Genomic DNA, 17,571 nt, shown 5'->3' with positions numbered 1-17,571 from the left:
TGCCGCGGACGACGGCTCCCGTCCACTCGCGCTCGAGGCTCAGTCGCCGGCGTTCACGCGGACCGACGGAATCCACTCGACGTCGACGCTCGCCGGGTCGACCCCGGCCGCCTCGAGCCGATCCGTCAGCAGGGCGACATCCGGTGCCTCGTCGCCGCCGGTCACGCGCACGAGGTACGACAGCGCGGACACGTACTCGACCGAGATCACGTCGAGGTCCTCGCTCGCCGCCCAGTCGCTCGTCGCGCGAGAGATGTTCGATTGGGTCGTGGTCAGGTTCGTCGTGATGAGCGTCGACAGGCCGAGCGGGATCGCCACGAGCACCAGCACGCCCGCGATCGCGAGGTTCGAGCGTCGCCGGTTCACGACCTTCACCCCGGGGGGCGGCGGCGTGGCGCCGATGCGCCCCCACCGCGCCACGCGGTAGACCGCCATGATCACGACGCCCGTGCCGAGGATCGCGGCGACGTTCGCGGTGAACAGAAGCAACGACCCGATCGAGCTGCCCCAGTCGCCCGACTCCGCCGCCAGTCCGACGACGACGAGCGGCGGCACGAGCGAGATCGCGATCGCGACGCCGGGCAGCGTGTCGGAGATGTCCCTCCGGACCAGCGCGATCGAGCCGACCGCGCCGGTGGCGAGCGCCGCGAGCAGGTCGATGAGCCCCGGCGTGGCACGCGCCGCGACCTGCAAGTTCGTCTCCTCGGTGATCGGGCTGACCGCAACCATGCCCACGAGCCACCCGATCGCGATGGCCGCGCTCGCGCCGGCGATCATCAGCAGCAGCGATCGGGAGAGGTTGCGGCGGTCGCCGAGCACGGTCGCCAACATGGTGCCCTGAATGGGCAGCATCATCGGTGCGACGATCATCGCGCCGATCACCGTCGCGGTCGAGTCGCCCACGACGCCGGCCGCGGCGATCACCGACGAGAGGCCGAGCAGGATCCAGAACCGCTGGAGCTTGCGCCGACGGCACGGCTCGTCGAAGAAGACCGACTCGCGCATGTGCTCGATCGAGTTGAGTGCGTCGGACGGCGGCGGCGGATACGACGGCGGCGGATACGACTGCGGTTGCGGCGGCTGCGACATGGGGCGTCTCCTCGGCTCGCGGGTCGACGTGCCGACCCGCTGCCGAGCGTACGACCGTGCCGAGCGGATGCCTCGGCGCGCGCGCACTCGACCTGATCGTGTCGCCGTGCCGCAGACGCGAAGCGGGCCCGCCCCCGAGGGGACGGGCCCGCCGCGACCTCCGCCGATCAGCGCATTACGGCGTGACCTGCGGGTTGGTGACGCTCACCGTCATCGTGCCGCCCGTGTTCTGGTCGAGCACGGTGACGTCGACGCCGTGGCCCGCCACGATCACTCCGCCGAGCGGGTTGCTCGTGTGGAAGAAGGCGTTCGGGTCCGCGTCGGAGAACGTGGCCGTCATCGTGCCGGTCGGCGCCGCGGCGCCGACCCACTCGACCGTCTGGCTCTTGCCCTTGCCGGCCGTGACCTCCTTGTGGAGCACGACCTCGTCGGAGTCCTGCAGGCCGAAGGTCGCGTCGAGCGGCTGGCGGCGGTTGCTCGGCGCCGTGCCGTCGGGGTACGTGAACTTCGCCGGGCGGGCGTCCACCGGGAGCGCGAGGCCGTGGCCCTGGTGCTCGATGGTGTTGTTGTCGCCGTAGGCCTCGTCGATCGCCCAGACGAGCATGCCGTCCTGGAACGGGAAGTGCTCGACCTTGTCGGGGGCGGTCAGGCCGTAGCTGAACTGGTACGGGCCGGTCTCGAGCGTCGCGTCGTAGCCGACGTAGGTGCGGTTCTCGACGAGGTAGTAGCGGTCGCCCTCGCTCGTCTCGGTGCCCGTGCTGCGCTTGAAGCCGCCGGCCGCGGTCCAGCCGTTGTCGCCCTGCTCGACGTCGTCGGTGAACAGCGTGGTGCCGCCGCTCGCGAACTTGAGGTCGTCGAGGAACGCGCCGGCGTAGTGCACGCCGCCGTCGGTCTGGTAGCGGAACCGGAACTCGGTGTTCGCTCCGCCCGGGACGGTGTACCGCAGCGTCGACCAGCGACCGTTCGACGAGCCGTCGAGCGGCGAGCCGATCTGAATCCAGTCGGTCGTGCCGACCGGACGGTACTCGGCGTACAGGTAGTCGTAGCCGGCCTCGATGTCGTACCACGCCTTCGCGGTGACCGTCGCGGAGTTCACCGCGGAGAGGTCGATCGTGCGCGTGAGCGTCGTGTTGAGGTCGTCGGCGCTGCCGGTCCACCACGCGTTGGCGCCCGAGGCGGGCGTCGTGTACTCGCTGGTGATGCCGGCGTCGGGCACGTCGACGACGAGCGCCTGCGACTGGCCCTCGGCCTGCAGCGCGGCCGGGCTCAGCGTGAACTCGCCGGACTCGCCGGGTGAGACGACGTCGTAGTCGAGCCATCCGAGCTGGAGCTTCTCCCACGGGCCCATGTAGTTCGGCGTGGTACCGATGGCGCCGTCGCCGTGGCCGAGCCACGACCCGCTCGACATGAGCGTCCAGAAGCCGGTCGAGTTCTCGCCGCCGGCGGTGTCGTAGAAGTCGGGCAGGCCGAGGTCGTGCGCGTACTCGTGCGCGAAGACGCCGAGGCCGCCGTTCTCGGGCTCGGTGGTGTAGTCGCCGATCCAGATGCCGGTGTCGCCGATCTCGGCGCCGCCGAACTTGACCTGCTCGGCCTCGCCTGCGTCGTTCGTGACCGTCGGGCCGGTCTGACCGTAGTCGGTCGAGTTGACGTACCAGCGGTGCGACCAGATCGCGTCCTCGCCCTGCGCGCCGCCGCCGGCGTCCTCGCCCTCGCCGGCGTGCACGGCCTGGAAGTGGTCGAGGTAGCCGTCGGGCTCGTCGAAGTTCCCGTCGGCGTCGTAGTCGTAGCGGTCCCAGACGTCGTACTCCTCGAGCTCGGCCTGGATCTCGGCGAGGGTCGCGCCATCCGCGACCCGCGACTCGTACCACGCGTTGCCGGAGTCCTCGACGAACTTCCACGCCCCGCCGTAGTCCTCGACGCTGTTGTCGCCGTACGTCGACGCGTTGCCGGGCACCTGCACCCACTCGCTGACCTCGCCGGCGACGGTGTAGGCGCCGTTCGACTGCTTCGTGTAGAAGTCGGCGAACGACTCCTGGCCCTCGGCGAAGAAGAGCTCTTCGTAGTAGTCGGTGCTGAAGTCGTCGGTCCAGAACGTGCTGTTGTTCACGGCCGGGTCGGGCTCGGGGATCTCGTTGTGGAGCGGGCCGGGCTCGGTGCCGAGCTTGCCGCTGCCCTGGTCGCCGAACTCGGCGAGGATCGTGAACAGCTTGCCGGTGCCCGTGACGGCGGCCTGGTAGTACTTGTCCTCGGCGAGCTGGACGACGCCGTCCTCGCCGGGCGAGGCCTGGCCGGAGAGGACCAGGCGCTGGGCGGCCTTGCGGCGCTCGTTCTGCCGCTCGGTGAGGGGACCCGGGCGGTTGTCGGGGCGGGCCTCGGCGGCTGCGGCCGGGCCGGTGTTCGGGTCTTCCGCGGGTGCGGCGAGTGCGGCCGGGCCGAATGCGGCTCCGGCTGCCATCGTCGCGCTCGCTGCAGCCACAGCGAGCATTCCGCGCGTGCGTCGGTTCACGTGCTCTCCTTCATGGGAATCGCCCGGGATCGCCGGGCGAAGGTGAAGGGACGCTAACACGGTCCCCCGTTCGGGGGGAAGGGTTTCAAGGGTCTTGACTTAACCTCAGGGTCTCAGGGAGGATGCGCCCGCCCGAAGGGTCGTGCCACCCAGCGTCGGCGAGAGAGCCGACGGGATGTCGCGACCCCTCGGGCGAGGCCGGCGGCGGCGCGACTACGCTGCGGCGCGCTGCGCCTCGACCACGTCGCGGAGCGCGTCGACCAGCGGGGTCGTCGGCCGGCCGATGAGGCGCGCGAGCGTGCCATCCGAGTCGGCCAGGTCGCCCCGCGCGATGCCCTCGTCGATCCCGGCGACGAACCCGGCCGTGCCCGCGTCGAGCCCGACGGCCAGGAGCGAGGCGACACGCTCGGCCGGCGTCTGCGCGACGAACGCGACCTCGCGCCCGAGCACTTCCGCCGCCGCCGCCGCGAGCTCCTCGAACGTCCACGGCGCGTCGCCGCCGAGCTCGTACACCTCGCCGACGTGCCCGTCCTCGAGGAGCACGACCGCGGCCGCCTCGGCGAAGTCGCGGCGCGGCGCCGAGGCGACCCGGCCCGAGCCCGTCGCGGCGGCGATCACGCCCGTGTTCGCCGCGACCGCGACATCCTGCGCGTAGTTCTCGGTGTACCAGTTGTTGCGGAGGATCACCGCGGGCACGCCCACCTCGGCGATGACCTGCTCGGTGCCGCGATGCTCCGGCATGAGGATGAGCTCGCTCGTGTCGGCCTTGGGGCCGCTCGTGTACGCGAGCTTCGAGACGCCCGCCGCGGCGGCGGCCTCGATCACGTTTCGGTGCTGCGCGACGCGCTCGCCGAAGGCGGTGCCCGAGATGAGCAGCACCGAGTCGACGCCGTCGAGGGCGGGTGCGATGGTCTCGGGGCGGGCGTAGTCGAGCTCGACGACGCGGATGCCGCGGCTCGCGACCTCCGTCAGCTTCGACGTGTCGCGAGCGCCGGCGACGATGTCGGCGGGCGCGGCGCCGCGGTCGAGGAGGGCGTCGATGACGAGGCGGCCGAGCTGGCCGTTGGCGGCGGTGACGAGGATGGTCATGGGGGATCCCTTTCGATCGGTGCCCGCGACGGGCGGTTCACCGGGTCCAACCGCGCGACCGCTCCCCGCCTTCCCTTTCGACGGTACCCACTTCGAAGTAAGGTACCTACATGGTGGTAAGTCTTGCGCAGATCCGGGAGCGCTCCGGCGAAGTCTTCCTCGAGGGTTGCCCCACCCGCGTGGTGCTCGACCACATCATGAGCAAGTGGGGCGTGCTCGTGCTGCTCGCCCTCACCGACGGCACGCTGCGCTGGGGCGAGCTGCGACGCGAGGTCGAAGGCATCAGCGAGAAGATGCTCGCGTCGACGCTGCGCACCCTCGAGGCCGACGGGCTCGTCGACCGGACCAGCTACCCCGAGGTGCCGCCGCGCGTCGAGTACGCGCTCACCGACCTCGGCGGCGAGCTCATGGAGCGCATGCTGCCGCTCGTCGAGTGGGTCGCGGCGCACGGGCCGGCGATGGTCGGCGGGCCGGATGGCGCCGCGCAGGCCGCTTCGCCCGGCGCTCCGGTGCCCGGCGGTCTGGCCCGCGTCAGTTCCGCGCCTGCACCGGCCCGACGGTGAGGAACGAGGTCGAGCTCTCGCAGGCCGGAACCGGCGCACCGGTCGTCACCTCGACGGCCGTGAAGCTGTGCGGCGGGTACACGAGGTAGGCGGATCCCTCGACCACCGGGCAATCGGTGAGCGGTCCGCCGTCGGGTGAGATGTTCACCGCCTGCAGCGACGCCGCCACCGACCCGCCCGGTTCGAGCGTCAGCGTCGGCGGATTCTCGTCGCCCTGCCGTTCGGCCGCCTCGCCGAGCTGGACGCCGGCGTCGTTCACCACCGAGACCCCGGGCGCGCCCCGCAGCTCGCACGACTCGCTCCCGGTGTTCGTGAACACCAGGTCGTAGCCGGTCGAACCGGCACCGCCGCCGAGGTCCTCGATCGTGACCTGCAGCGCGCTGTCGGCGCACTGGCCGGCGGGCGCGTTCGGGTCGACCGATCCCGACGGCGTCGGCGTCGGACTCGCGGTCGGCGTCGGACTCGGCGTCGTCGTGGTCGTCGGCGATGCGGTGGGCGTCGCCCCGCCACCCGCGCATCCGGTCATCAGCAGCGCGGCGGCGAGGACGCAGGCCGCACCGATCGTTCGTCCCCCCATGCGGTCAGGGTACGCGCGGCACCGCGCCGCCGCGATCAGCCGACCGCCGTGGCGACGAGTTCCCTGAACCGCGCCTCGACCGCCGGCGTCCACGTCAGCACCGCGAACGACGTCGGCCACATCGCTCCCTCGTCGAGGGCGGCACGATCCTCGAAGCCGATCGTCGAGTAGCGGGCCTTGAACTTCACCGACGGCTGCATGAAGACGACGACCTTGCCGTCGCCGTTGGCGAACGCCGGCATGCCGTAGTACGTCTTCGGCATCAGCTGCGGCGCGACCTCCGAGACGACCCGGTAGAAGCCCTCGCCGATCTCGCGGTCGCCGCCCTCCATCGCATCGATCGCCTCGCGGATCACCTTCTCGCCGGCGGCGCGGTTCTTGCCGGCCTTCGCTTCGGCGCGCAACTCCTTCGCGCGGTCCTTGACGGCCTCGCGCTCGAACTCCGAAAGCCCCTCGGTCTTCTCGGCCATGATGTCCCTCCTCCACGTCGGTGAGCCCCTGATCGGCTCCTGATCGTCACGGTACGCGGATGGCACGGCGCGCGCTTCTCGATTCCTGCTCGATGCGGCATCCCGTCGGATGCGGCGCCGGGCGACCGTGCGCCATGCTTGACCCATGGACTCGCCCGATCGCGCCACCGCGCGCGCGGCGGCCGCGCTCGCCGCGCTCGCCGGCATGGCGCGTGACGCGCTCGCCGCGTCATCCGCCCCTCGCGTGCTGATCGGCATCACGGGCAGCCCGGGAGCGGGCAAGTCGACGCTCGCACGGGCCGTCGTCGGCGAGCTGACGGCGACGGATGGCGCGGGCACGGCCGTGCACCTGCCGATGGACGGGTTCCACCTGGCCAACGCGACCCTCGATCGGCTCGGGCTGCGCGATCGCAAGGGCGCGATCGAGACCTTCGACGGATGGGGCTTCGCGGGCCTCCTCGACCGGGTGCTGGTCGAGACCGACCACACGGTCTACGCGCCCGGCTTCGAGCGCGCGGTCGACGAGCCCGTCGCCGCCGAGATCGCGATCGAGCCGCACGCCCGGATCATCGTGGTCGAGGGCAACTACCTGCTCGTCGACGAGGGGCCGTGGCAGCGCGTCGGCGACCTGCTCGACGAGGGGTGGTTCATCCAGGCCGCCGAGGAGGATCGCGTGCGCCGGCTCGTGGCCAGGCACACCGAATTCGGCCGCACCCCCGAGGCGGCGCTCGCCTGGGCGCTCGAGGTCGACGGCGCGAACGCGCTGGTGATCGAGCCGACGGTCGCCCGGGCCGACGTCGTCGTCTCCGGCGCGACCTGGGACGTCGAGATCGGCGCCTGACCCGCCCGCCCCGCCGCCCGTCGGCGCGCCGACGGGAATCTCCTTCGACCTGCACGGCGGGGAGCGGGCGTCGTCAGCCGGCCTCGACCTCGACCTCGTCGCCGACCGCGATGCGGTGCCGGGCGTCGTCGCCGAGTTCGGGGATGAGGCGGACGCCGAACCAGGTCGCCCCGTCCCACTTGCGGTGCCTCGCGAGCGTGCGGATCGGCTCCGTGCCCCGCACGAGCGTCGTCGGGTCGATCGTCGTCATGACGCAACGGTCGCAGACCTCCCCGAAGCGGAAGCGGATGCCGCCGATGCGCATGCGCGTCCACGCATCCTCCGCGAACGGCTCGACGCCGTCGACGACGACGTTCGGGCGGAAACGCACGATGTCGAGCGGCGGCACGTCCTCGGGCGTCCAGGCGTTCAACTGTGCGAGCGACGCCTCGCTCGCGAGCAGCAGCGGCCCGGCATCCGCGAGCGTCAGCCCCTCACCGGGCCGTCCGCCGTGTGCGGGGTTCACGGGCCGCTGCAACGGGTCGGGCTGCCACACGAGTCGAAGCGGCATCCGCATGCGCTCGCTCAGCCACGCATCGGCCTCGTCGCCTGCCGGCAGTGCCTCGCGCTGGCGCGAGTGCCCGACGGGGATCGGCACCGCGCCGACGGGCGGATCCACGCGCAGCGGCTCGCCGTCGCCCGGTCCGGCGAGGAGCAGACCGCCGTCGCCGAGCGGTTCGGCGGTGAGCCCGAGGAGCGCATTGCGCTCGCGGGCGGTGACGGGCGTGCCATCCGGCTCGACCACGCCCCAGCGGCGATCGCCTTCGAGCCCCCACGGGCGCACGACCGCCGTTCGGACGTCGAGGCCCGCGAACGACTTGACCGGGTACACGCGGATCCTGGTCACCTGCATCCGCTCACGCTAGCCGACGCGGCGCCGCGGTCCGCTCGAACCCGAAGGACCGAAGCCCCGGACGCCGAGGCCCGCGGGGGCCACGCTTGTCGCGAGCCGATCGGGAGGTGGGCCATGACCTACGACGTGCAGATCACCGAGGTGCCGCGGCGGGATGTCGCGGTCGTCCGCACGCGCACGACGTTCGCGGAGATCCCCGCGTTCATGGGGCAGGCGTTCGGGCGCGTGGCCGAGGTGCTCGGCCCGCGCGGCCTGCTCGGCGACGGTCCCGCGGTGGGGCGGTACACCGAGATGGACCAGGCATCGGGGCGGCTCGTGGTGAGCGCGGGGTTCATCATCCCGGCGCCGATCGAGCCGGTGGGCGACGTCGTGCCCGACGAGCTGCCGGCCGGCGAGGTCGCGACCACCGTGCACGTCGGCCCGTACGCGCGGGTGTCGGAGGCGTACGACGCGATCGCCGCTGCGATGGCGCTGCACGGGCGCGAGCTCGACGAGTCGACCATGTGGGAGGAGTACTGGAGCCCGCCGGGCACGCCCGACGAGCAGACGAGGACCGTGGTGTTCTGCCCGCTCCAGCCGGCCGGCTGACCGCGACGCGGCGGCCGGCGCCGCCGGCGGCCGGCGGGCCTGTCGGCGGCGCGTGCGAGCATGGACGGCATGCCCGCCGATCCCACGCCGCCGCCGCGCGCGGGGGCCGGGGGGCGCGACTGGCGCAGCGCGCTCGCCGGGTTCGGGTCGCCTGCGACGCCGGTTGAGGGGCGAGCGGATGGCGCGGCGCGATCCGCCGCCGACGACGCGCGCGCGCTCGGCCTGCAGTTCGAGCTGCGGCGCCGGGTGCAGCGACGCAGCGGCGAGTGGCGGGGGCCGCGCGACGAGCCCGCGCGCCGCGCGGTGGCGGTCGACCGGCTCGCGGTGCGACCGGTCACCCGGGGTGCACGCGGCGCATGGATCAAGGGCGGCCTGACCTGGCAGAACATCGCCTTCCAGGCATCGGCGGCGGGCGTCGACCCGGCGCAGGCGCGGTGGTTCGCGCAGTTCGCGATGCTCAAGGGCTCGGGGCCGTCGGCCCACCTGTACGGGTCGGAATGGATCACGATCGACGACTTCGAGAGCCCCCTGCTCTGGGCGTTGCTCGACGAGGCGGGCCGGCTCGGCATCGAGCTGGTGGGGTCGGATGCCACGCCCGGCGTGCTGCTGAGGGGGAGCGCGGCGATCGGGCTCGACGCGTCGGATCACGCCGAGCGCGCCGGGGCGGTCGGGCTCACGCTCACGCCGACGCTCACGCTCGACGACGATGCGCACGCCCTCGACCACGCCCGCGCCGTGGGCGAGCACGGCGTCTACCGCTTCGACTTCGACGCCGGGCTGATCGAACTCGCCGCGCTCGCCGGCGGGCGCCTCACCGCGGCCGAGCGCGCGCTGCTCGGCTCACCCGATCCCGTGCACGTGCCCGCGGCCGAGGTCCCCGAGTTCCTCGCAGTCCACTTCCACGCGCTCGCCCGATCGGTCGCCGTGACGAGCCGCGACGCGAGCTTCGCGCCGCCGCCGCTGCCGCCCGCGACGCTCGTGCTCGACGCGCGCTTCGAGCCGGGCGACGTGCTGCGACTCGCGTGGCGGTGGGAGCACGCCGACGGCCGCACGAGCCCGGTCGATCCATCCGCGGCCCTCGACGACCCCGAGCTCGACGACGACCTGCTCGCGCGCGTCGCCGACGAGCTTGGCTGGGTGCCGCTCGAGGCGGTCGTGCTGCGCGGCGTCGACGCGGCGCAGTTCACGGCCGAGCGGATGCCGCGGCTCGAGGCGCTCGCCGAGCGCGGCCCGCTGCGCATCGACGTGCGAGGCGACCGGCCCGACTATCGCGAGGCGACCTCCCGCCCCGAGGTGCGCGTCACCGCCGTCGAGTCCGATCGGGCGGACTGGTTCGACCTCGGCGTCGTGATCACCGTCGGCGGGAAGACGGTGCCGTTCATGCGCCTGTTCCGCGCGCTGGCGCAGGGGCGGAAGCGCATGCTCCTGGTCGACAAGTCGTACCTCTCGCTCACGCAGCCCGTGTTCGCCGAGCTCCGCGAGCTCATCGAGGAGGCCGGCGACCTCGCCGAGTGGGAGACCGGCCGCCTGCCCGTGCATCGCAGCCGCACGAGCCTGTGGGCCGACTTCGAAGACCTGGCGGATGCCGCGGAGCCCGCGGTCTCGTGGCGTGCGACGGTCGCCGCCCTCGAGGACGGGCGGGTCGAGGAGCTGCCGCCGCCCGACGGGCTCGCGCTGCCGCTCCGGCCGTACCAGCTCGCGGGGTTCCGCTGGCTCGCGTACCTCTGGGCGAACCGCCTCGGCGGCGTGCTCGCCGACGACATGGGGCTCGGCAAGACGGTGCAGTGCCTCGCGCTCGTCCAGCACGCGTGTGCGGGCCGAGGAGCGGCCGGCGAAGCCGGTCGCGTCTCGAGACCAGGGGAGGGGCTGCCGTCCCGGCCGTTCCTCGTCGTCGCGCCGACCTCGGTCGCGTCGAACTGGGTGCGCGAGGCGGCCCGGTTCACGCCGGGGCTGCGCGTGGCGTCCGTCACCGGCACGCAGGCGACGCAGCGGCGTTCGCTCGCCGAGGTCGCGGACGGCGCCGACCTCGTCGTGACCACGTACGCCGTGCTCCGGCTCGAGGCCGACGCGTTCGCGGCGCTCGAATGGGGCGGGCTCATCCTCGACGAGGCGCAGTTCGTGAAGAACGCGGCGACGAAGGTGCACGATGCCGCACGCGGCATCCGTGCGCCCTTCCGCCTCGCGGTCACCGGCACGCCGCTCGAGAACCACGTCGGCGAGCTGTGGGCCATCCTGCGCATCGTCGCGCCGGGCCTGTTCCCCTCGCGCCGGGCGTTCGACGAGCGCTACCGGCGCCCCATCGAGGACGACCGCAACGCCGAACGGCTCGGGCGCCTGCGGCGACGCATCCGCCCGCTCATGCTGCGCCGCACGAAAGAGGAGGTCGCGCCCGAGCTGCCGCCCAAGCAGGAGCAGGTGCTCGAAGTCGAGCTCGCGCCCGAGCACCGCCGGCTCTACGACGTCGTGCTGCAGCGCGAGCGCCAGAAGCTGCTCGGCCTCGTCGACGACCTCGATCGGCAGCGGTTCATCGTGTACCGCTCGCTCACCCTTCTGCGGCTGCTCGCGCTCGACGCGTCGCTCGTCGACGCCGAACGGCACGCCGGCATCCCGTCGGCCAAGCTCGATGCGCTGTTCGAGCAGCTCGACGACGTGCTCGCCGAGGGGCACCGCGCGCTCGTGTTCAGCCAGTTCACGTCGTTCCTCGGCCGGGTCGCGGGCCGGCTCGAGGCGGCGGGCGTGCCGTTCGCGTACCTCGACGGGTCGACGCCGGTGCGCCGCCGCGACGAGGAGATCGCCCGGTTCCGGTCGGGCGAGGCGTCCGTGTTCTGCATCAGCCTCAAGGCCGGCGGGTTCGGGCTGAACCTCACCGAGGCCGACTACGTGTTCCTGCTCGACCCTTGGTGGAACCCGACGAGCGAGGCACAGGCCGTCGACCGCGCCCACCGCATCGGGCAGGCGAAGCAGGTCATGGTCTACCGGCTCGTCGCCGCGGGCACGATCGAGGAGAAGGTCATGGCGCTCAAGGCGCGCAAGGGCGTGCTCGCGGCGTCCGTGCTCGACGCCGGAGACCCCGGCGACGCCGGTAAGGCCTGGGCCGATGGCGCGATCAGCGCGGACGACCTGCGGGAGCTGCTCGAGGGCTGACGACCGACCCGGGCGTCACCGCGCGCGCTGGCACCGCCGCGGCCGGCGCCGATAGCCTCGGACGGTGGACCCCGAACCCGCACGCGTCCGACTGGTCGAGCCCGACGACGCCGAGGCGCTTTCCGCCGTGCGCACACGCGAGCAGGAGTTCCTCGCACCGTGGGAGCCCGTGCGCCCCGACGACTTCACGACCGTCGCCGGCCAGGCCGAGATGATCGCCGCGTCGCTGCGGCTCCACCGCGACGGGCAGTCGCTTCCGCTCGTGATCCTCGACGACGAGGGCGAGATCGTCGGCTCGATCGCGCTGAGCGGCATCTTCCGCGGACCGTTCCTCTCGGCGAACCTGGGCTACTGGGTCGCGTCGTCGGCGAACGGGCGCGGCTACGCCACCTCCGCCGTGCGCGCGACACTCGGGATCGCGTTCGGCGAGCTCGGACTGCACCGGGTGCAGGCCGCGACGCTGCCGCACAATGCCGGCTCGCAGCGCGTGCTCGCGAAGAACGGGTTCGAGCGCATCGGCTACGCGCCGCGGTACCTCCAGATCGCCGGTCGCTGGCAGGACCACGTGCTCTTCCAGCGCCTCGACGACGACGCCGACCCCGGCTGAACGGCCGAGGCGCGCACGCGACCCGTGCGTGCACGGGCCCGCGGGTGTGGAATGGACGCGGAGGTCGACGATGATCACGCACGAGGTCGAGAACCAGGCGCCGCCGCGGGTGGGCGTCGACGAGTTCGCCGCGAACGCCCCGCTCGTCGAGGCGGTCCAGCGGTGGGGTCGCGGCGCGGCGGCCGGCAACGGCGGCGGGGCGGATGGCGCGGCGCCGGCGCTGCACGAGGTCGGCGAGCTCGTCGGGTCGGCGGGGTTCCAGCGCGACGCCGATCTCGCGAACACGCGAACGCCCGAGCTGCGCACGCACGACCGATGGGGACGCCGCATCGACGAGGTCGACTACGACGAGTCGTACCACCGCATCATGCGGGCGGCCGTCGGCCGGGGCGCGCACACGTCGGCGTGGGCGTCGCCCGGCCCGGGTGCGAACGTCGACCGCGCAGCGGCGTTCCTCCTCTTCGCACAGGTCGAGCCCGGGCACGCCTGCCCGGTGTCGATGACGCACGCGGCGGTGCCCGTGCTCGAGCAGGCGTCACCCGGGCTCCGCGACGACTGGATGCCGAGGCTCCTCAGCCGCGAGTACAGCCCCGCCCTCGTCGGCGGGCCGGCCAAGTCCTCGGCGCTCGTCGGCATGGCGATGACCGAGAAGCAGGGCGGGTCCGACGTGCGCGCGAACACGACGCGCGCCGAGGCGACGGGCGATGACGACGCCTGGGGGAGCCGGTACCGGCTGACCGGGCACAAGTGGTTCTGCAGTGCGCCCATGAGCGACGCGTTCCTCGTGCTCGCGCAGGCGCCGGGCGGGTTGTCGTGCGTCTTCGTGCCGCGGGTGCGGCCCGACGGATCGCGCAACGTGTTCCGCATCCAGCGGCTGAAGGACAAGCTCGGCAACCGCGCGAACGCGTCGAGCGAGGTCGAATTCGACGGCACCGACGGATGGCTCGTGGGCGAGGAGGGCCGCGGCGTCGCCACGATCGTGCAGATGGTGACGCGAACGCGCCTGGACTGCGTGATCGGCACGGCGGCGGGCATGCGGCAGGCGGTCGCGGAGGCCGCCTGGCACGTCCGGCACCGGCGCGCGTTCGGCGCGCTGCTCGTCGACCAGCCCGCGATGGCGGCGGTCGTGGCCGATCTCGCGCTCGAGTCCGAGGCGGCGACCCTCACCGCGATGCGCCTCGCGCGGGCGTACGACGACGACGCGTCCGACGCCGAGCGCGCCTTCCGTCGCCTCGCGACGGCCGTGGCGAAGTACTGGGTCTGCAAGCGCGGGCCCGGGCACGCCGCCGAAGCGCTCGAGTGCCTCGGCGGCAACGGGTACACCGAGGACTTCCCGCTCGCGCGCCGCTACCGCGAGCAGCCGCTGCTTGGGATCTGGGAGGGCTCGGGCAACGTCGTCGCGCTCGACGTGCTGCGCGTGCTTGCCCGCGAGCCCGAGGCGTTCGACGCGTTCTTCGGAGTGGTGCTCGAGGCCACGGGCGAGCACCCGGCCCTCGACCTGGAAGTGGCGGAGGCGCAGGCCGTCGTCCTCGAATCGGCCAGGGCGGATGCCGCGACGGCGGCGCTGCGCGCCCGCGAGCTCGCTGAGCGACTCGCGCTCGTGCTCCAGGCGTCGCTGCTCGTGCAGCACGCGCCGTCGGCGGTCGCCGATGCCTTCGTGCGCACCCGGATCGAGGGCGACGGCGGCTCGATGTACGGCGCCCTTCCGCCCGGCACCGACCTCGCCGCCATCCTCGCCCGCGCCTGACCGGCCGAAACGGCGGGCCGCGGGAGAATGGAGGCGTGAAGGATCGAGCGGACTGGCTCGTGGTCGCGCAGCTCGCGCTCATCGCGGTGCTGCTCGCGCTGCCGTTCGTCGTGCCGGCCGACCCGCTGTGGGCCGGACAGCAGGCCACGGTCCTCGCCGTCCTGCTCGTGGTCACCGGGCTCGTGCTCTCCGGCGCCGGCGCCGCGGCGCTCGGCCGCGACCTGGTGCCGTGGGTGTCGCCGCGCGAGGGCGCGCCACTGCGCACCTCCGGCGCCTACCGGCTGACTCGCAACCCGATCTACGTCGGGCTGCTCATCGCCGCCGCGGGGTGGGTGGTCTGGCACGCGCGCATCGACGTGCTCGTGGTCTGGGTGCTCCTCGTGGTCGTGCTCGTGGTCAAGGCGCGCGTCGAGGAGCGGCGCCTCGTGGCGCGCTTCGGCGAGGAGTACCGCGAGTACGCCGAGCGCACGCCGCTGCTGCTCTGGCGGCGCGGGGTGCGGTAGGCCTCGGTCTCGAGACGCGACGCTTCGCGGGCTCCTCGACCGCCGATGGGTCTCGCGAGCGCTACTCGACGACCGGGACCGTCGACGCCTGCAGGGGCCCCGCGGCGAGCAGCTGCTCGATCGCGCGCAGCGGGATCGGCGCCCAGTCGGGCCGGTTCCGGGTCTCGTAGATCGCCTCGTACACCGCCTTGTCGAGCTCGAACGCGGCGAGCAGGTCGCGGTACTTGCTGAGGTCGGTGCCGGATGCCTCGATGTACCCGTCGATGAAGGCCTGCCGGGCCGTCGCGGCCCACGCGCGCGCCTCGGACGCCCGCTCGGGGTGCACGATCTCGGTCGCACCCGCGACGTAGTCGAACGATCTGAGCATGCCGGCGACGTCGCGCACGGGCAGGTCGGGTCGCCGCCGCTCCGACATGGGCCGCATCGGCTCGCCCTCGAAGTCGAGCAGCAGCCAGCCGCGGTCGGGCGACAGGATCACCTGGCCGAGGTGGAGGTCGCCGTGGATCCGCTGGAGCTGCGGCCACGCGCCCGCGCGGGCCCGCGCGTAGTACGCCCCGATCTCGGCGCGATGCGGCTCGAGGGCGGGCACCTCGGCGACCGCGATCGTGAGGCGACGCTGCCAGGCCTCGTCGATCGCCGCGATGAGCGCGTCGGATGCGCGCTCGCGCGGGAACGCCGAACCGAGCGAGCGATGCACCTCGGCGACGGCGACCCCGAGCGCCCGCGCGTCGTCGGCGAAGTCCTGCCCGGAGGCCGCCGCGAGCAGCGCCACGCGCCACGCATCCTCGACGCCGGGCAGGAACTCCTGCGCGAACGCGAGATGCCCGCGGGCACGGCCGTCCGGCCGCCCGACGTCGTCCCACTCGCCGACGACGTCGCCGATGCTCGGCGGAACGTGCGGCGAACCCGACGACGCGAGCGCCGTCTGCAGTGTCACGTCGGGGTTGTCGCCGTGATGGAGCTGACGGAACACCTTGCAGATCACGGGCGCGGCGCCCTCGGGCCGGTAGATGATCGACGTGTTCGACTGCTCGCCGCCGAGCACCGTCGCCGGCGCGTGCGCGGCCGACACCGCGGCATCCGTCGCCCCGGTGAAGTGCCCCGCCGCCGACGCGCCGTGCGCGACCGCGCGACCCTGCCGCACGATCAGGCCGAGCAGCGCATCGGTGAACGCGGCATCGTGCGGACCGTCGTAGAGGTGCGTGCCGTCGTCGAGGACGCCGATCAGGTGAGCGGAAGCCTCCGGCACGGCCGTCGCGCGCTCGACGACCGGCACCTGGTAGAGCACGGGCGGGTCGGTTGCATCGTCCATCACCAGCAGCGACAGCACGCGCGCGCCGGGTTCGGCGGTGGGCAGCTCCCACGCACCGATGCGCCGCAGCCGCGGCGCGTGACCCTTGCCGCCGTACCAGCGCTGCGCCGGAATCCACTCGGCGATCGCGGCCACGGCGCTGTCCATGGTTCGAACAGTAGAGCGGGGCGCACCCGAAGTCGAGGAGCGACGCGGACTGTGACGTCCGGGGAACGCCGGGGCGCCGCGCCATCCGCTCAGCCGAGCCGGTCGATGCCCCGATCGCGACGTCGCGTACGCGGCTCGTCGAGGCCGATGTGCACGCGCGTGCGCTTGCGCTCGATGACGATGAACAGGCTGCCGATGAACCAGAGCGGCACCTGGGTGAGGAACGCGAACCGGAAGGCGTCGAGGGTATACGCCTCGGGCGTGCCCGCGCCCTGCGCGTCCATCGCGATGCCGATCAGCAGGATGGCGAGCAGCGCCGCGAGGAACCCGCCCACGTTCGTGATGCCGGTCGCCGTGCTGAGCCGGTGACGCGGGTTGAACGTGCGCGTGTGGTCGAAGCCGATCATCGAGCCCGGACCGCCCGTGCTCATCGCGAACGCGAGCACGAACAGCAGCCACAGCGGCGCGGTGCCCGGCCACAGGATGACGGCGAGCCACGCCGCCGCCTGGATCCCGATCACGGGCAGCACGAGCAGGCGCGATCGCCGCTGCGGGTGCCGGCTCGAGAGCGCACCGATGACGGGGCCCACGACGATGCCGAACACGACGTACACCGTGAACAGCAGTGAGGCCATCGCCGGCGTCAGGCCCTGCCCGATCGTCAGGAACGGGAACCCCCACAGCAGCACGAACGCGGTGCCCGAGAAGGGCGTCGTGAAGTGCGACCAGAACGCGAGCCGCGTGCCGGGGTGACCCCACGACTCTCGGAACCCCTGGCGCAGGTCGGCCGACGAGCGGACGACGTGCATCGTGCCCGTCTGCGTGTCGACCGACACGTCGGCCGTGCGCCCGGGCGGGCGGTTGCGGATCACGGCGAAGGTGAGCACCGTGAACAGCACGCCGAGCCCCGCGAGCGAGCCGAACGCGATCGTCCAGCTCGTCGCGTGCAGCAGCGCGGCGAGCGGCAGCACGGCGAGGATCTGCCCCGACTGGCCGACCAGACCCGTCAGCTGCACCATGAACGGCGCCTGCCGTTCGGGGAACCACACCGCGATCACGCGCAGCACGCTCGGGAAGACCGCCGCGTCGCCCGCGCCGAGCAGCATGCGGGCGGCGATCGCCCACCCCACGTCGGGCGCGAACGCCAGCATCAGCTGGCCGACCGCCATCAGCGCCATGCCGATCGTGATGATCGGGCGCGCGCCGAACCGGTCGAGCAGCAGGCCCACCGGGATCTGCATCGCGCCGTAGACGGCGAGCTGGATGACGGCGAACATCGACAGCGTCGAGGCGTCGGCGTCGAACCGCACCGCCGCGTCGACCCCGACCGCCGACAGCGACGAACGGTTCGTGACCGAGAGGATGTACGCCGCAACCCCGACGCCCCATACCAGCCACAGCCGCCACGTCGGGGCGATGGGGATGGGGGCAGGGGTCGTCACGTCCCTTCGAGGCTACCCTGCGGTGCACCCATAGCAGGTCCATGCGGATCGCAC

Annotated in this window: 15 protein-coding genes; 7 read left to right on the top strand and 8 right to left on the bottom strand. The window is 73.1% G+C overall.

The genetic code is table 11. The features are described 5' to 3' along the window. Positions 1 to 39: 39 nt before the first annotated feature. The 3 genes from AC3RKB_RS02150 to AC3RKB_RS02140 all read right to left on the bottom strand — a co-directional run bounded on the left by AC3RKB_RS02150 (position 40) and on the right by AC3RKB_RS02140 (position 4,684). Entirely contained in the window at positions 40 to 1,089 is a 1,050-nt protein-coding gene (locus AC3RKB_RS02150) for a DUF389 domain-containing protein (protein WP_491434331.1), read from the bottom strand. A gap of 175 nt (positions 1,090 to 1,264) precedes the next feature. Next, positions 1,265 to 3,595, bottom strand: coding sequence for an immune inhibitor A domain-containing protein (locus tag AC3RKB_RS02145; protein ID WP_491434330.1), 2,331 nt, complete (start codon positions 3,593 to 3,595; stop codon positions 1,265 to 1,267). Positions 3,596 to 3,808: 213 nt separating this feature from the next. Then, positions 3,809 to 4,684, bottom strand: a complete 876-nt coding sequence (locus AC3RKB_RS02140) for an SDR family oxidoreductase (RefSeq protein ID WP_491434329.1) — start codon at positions 4,682 to 4,684, stop codon at positions 3,809 to 3,811. 110 nt (positions 4,685 to 4,794) lie between these two features. Between AC3RKB_RS02140 and AC3RKB_RS02135 the strand changes: the two genes are divergently transcribed. Further along, the gene (locus AC3RKB_RS02135) at positions 4,795 to 5,247 is read left to right on the top strand and encodes a winged helix-turn-helix transcriptional regulator (RefSeq protein ID WP_491434328.1); all 453 of its coding nucleotides are present in this window, start codon (positions 4,795 to 4,797) and stop codon (positions 5,245 to 5,247) included. Here AC3RKB_RS02135 and AC3RKB_RS02130 read toward each other — a convergent pair. After that, positions 5,216 to 5,824 (bottom strand): DUF4232 domain-containing protein, encoded by a 609-nt coding sequence (locus AC3RKB_RS02130; protein WP_491434327.1) that lies wholly within the window; start codon positions 5,822 to 5,824, stop codon positions 5,216 to 5,218. The two genes, AC3RKB_RS02135 and AC3RKB_RS02130, sit on opposite strands and share 32 nt — an antisense overlap. Before the next feature lie 35 nt (positions 5,825 to 5,859). Continuing rightward, the gene (locus tag AC3RKB_RS02125) at positions 5,860 to 6,294 is read right to left on the bottom strand and encodes a hypothetical protein (protein WP_491434326.1); all 435 of its coding nucleotides are present in this window, start codon (positions 6,292 to 6,294) and stop codon (positions 5,860 to 5,862) included. 145 nt (positions 6,295 to 6,439) lie between these two features. Here AC3RKB_RS02125 and AC3RKB_RS02120 point away from each other — a divergent pair, with 145 nt between their 5' ends. Next, positions 6,440 to 7,135 carry a nucleoside/nucleotide kinase family protein gene (locus AC3RKB_RS02120; protein WP_491434325.1) on the top strand — a complete coding sequence of 232 codons (696 nt, stop codon included), beginning with the start codon at positions 6,440 to 6,442 and terminating at the stop codon, positions 7,133 to 7,135. A 73-nt stretch (positions 7,136 to 7,208) separates the two neighbouring features. On the opposite strand, the gene AC3RKB_RS02115 is transcribed toward AC3RKB_RS02120, so the two are convergent. Next, positions 7,209 to 8,027: an MOSC domain-containing protein gene (locus AC3RKB_RS02115; protein WP_491434324.1), complete on the bottom strand. Its 819-nt coding sequence runs from the start codon at positions 8,025 to 8,027 to the stop codon at positions 7,209 to 7,211. A gap of 114 nt (positions 8,028 to 8,141) precedes the next feature. Between AC3RKB_RS02115 and AC3RKB_RS02110 the strand changes: the two genes are divergently transcribed. The 5 genes from AC3RKB_RS02110 to AC3RKB_RS02090 all read left to right on the top strand — a co-directional run bounded on the left by AC3RKB_RS02110 (position 8,142) and on the right by AC3RKB_RS02090 (position 14,616). After that, positions 8,142 to 8,615, top strand: coding sequence for a GyrI-like domain-containing protein (locus tag AC3RKB_RS02110; protein WP_491434323.1), 474 nt, complete (start codon positions 8,142 to 8,144; stop codon positions 8,613 to 8,615). 69 nt (positions 8,616 to 8,684) lie between these two features. Then, positions 8,685 to 11,759 (top strand): DEAD/DEAH box helicase, encoded by a 3,075-nt coding sequence (locus AC3RKB_RS02105; protein ID WP_491434322.1) that lies wholly within the window; start codon positions 8,685 to 8,687, stop codon positions 11,757 to 11,759. Between the two features lie 64 nt (positions 11,760 to 11,823). After that, the gene (locus AC3RKB_RS02100; RefSeq protein ID WP_491434321.1) at positions 11,824 to 12,366 is read left to right on the top strand and encodes a GNAT family N-acetyltransferase; all 543 of its coding nucleotides are present in this window, start codon (positions 11,824 to 11,826) and stop codon (positions 12,364 to 12,366) included. Between the two features lie 70 nt (positions 12,367 to 12,436). Continuing rightward, the gene (locus AC3RKB_RS02095) at positions 12,437 to 14,113 is read left to right on the top strand and encodes an acyl-CoA dehydrogenase family protein (protein WP_491434320.1); all 1,677 of its coding nucleotides are present in this window, start codon (positions 12,437 to 12,439) and stop codon (positions 14,111 to 14,113) included. Between the two features lie 35 nt (positions 14,114 to 14,148). Continuing rightward, positions 14,149 to 14,616 (top strand): methyltransferase family protein, encoded by a 468-nt coding sequence (locus tag AC3RKB_RS02090; protein WP_491434319.1) that lies wholly within the window; start codon positions 14,149 to 14,151, stop codon positions 14,614 to 14,616. Positions 14,617 to 14,677: 61 nt separating this feature from the next. On the opposite strand, the gene AC3RKB_RS02085 is transcribed toward AC3RKB_RS02090, so the two are convergent. After that, entirely contained in the window at positions 14,678 to 16,075 is a 1,398-nt protein-coding gene (locus tag AC3RKB_RS02085) for a maltokinase N-terminal cap-like domain-containing protein (RefSeq protein ID WP_491434318.1), read from the bottom strand. Between the two features lie 89 nt (positions 16,076 to 16,164). Next, on the bottom strand, positions 16,165 to 17,517 hold the full coding sequence (locus AC3RKB_RS02080) for an MFS transporter (protein WP_491434317.1): 1,353 nt from the start codon (positions 17,515 to 17,517) through the stop codon (positions 16,165 to 16,167). Positions 17,518 to 17,571: the final 54 nt, after the last annotated feature.

The sequence above is a fragment of the Agromyces capsici genome (assembly GCF_058349965.1).
The sequence above is the reverse complement of the archived record's forward strand: the minus strand, read 5'-3'. Positions and strand labels throughout refer to the sequence as shown.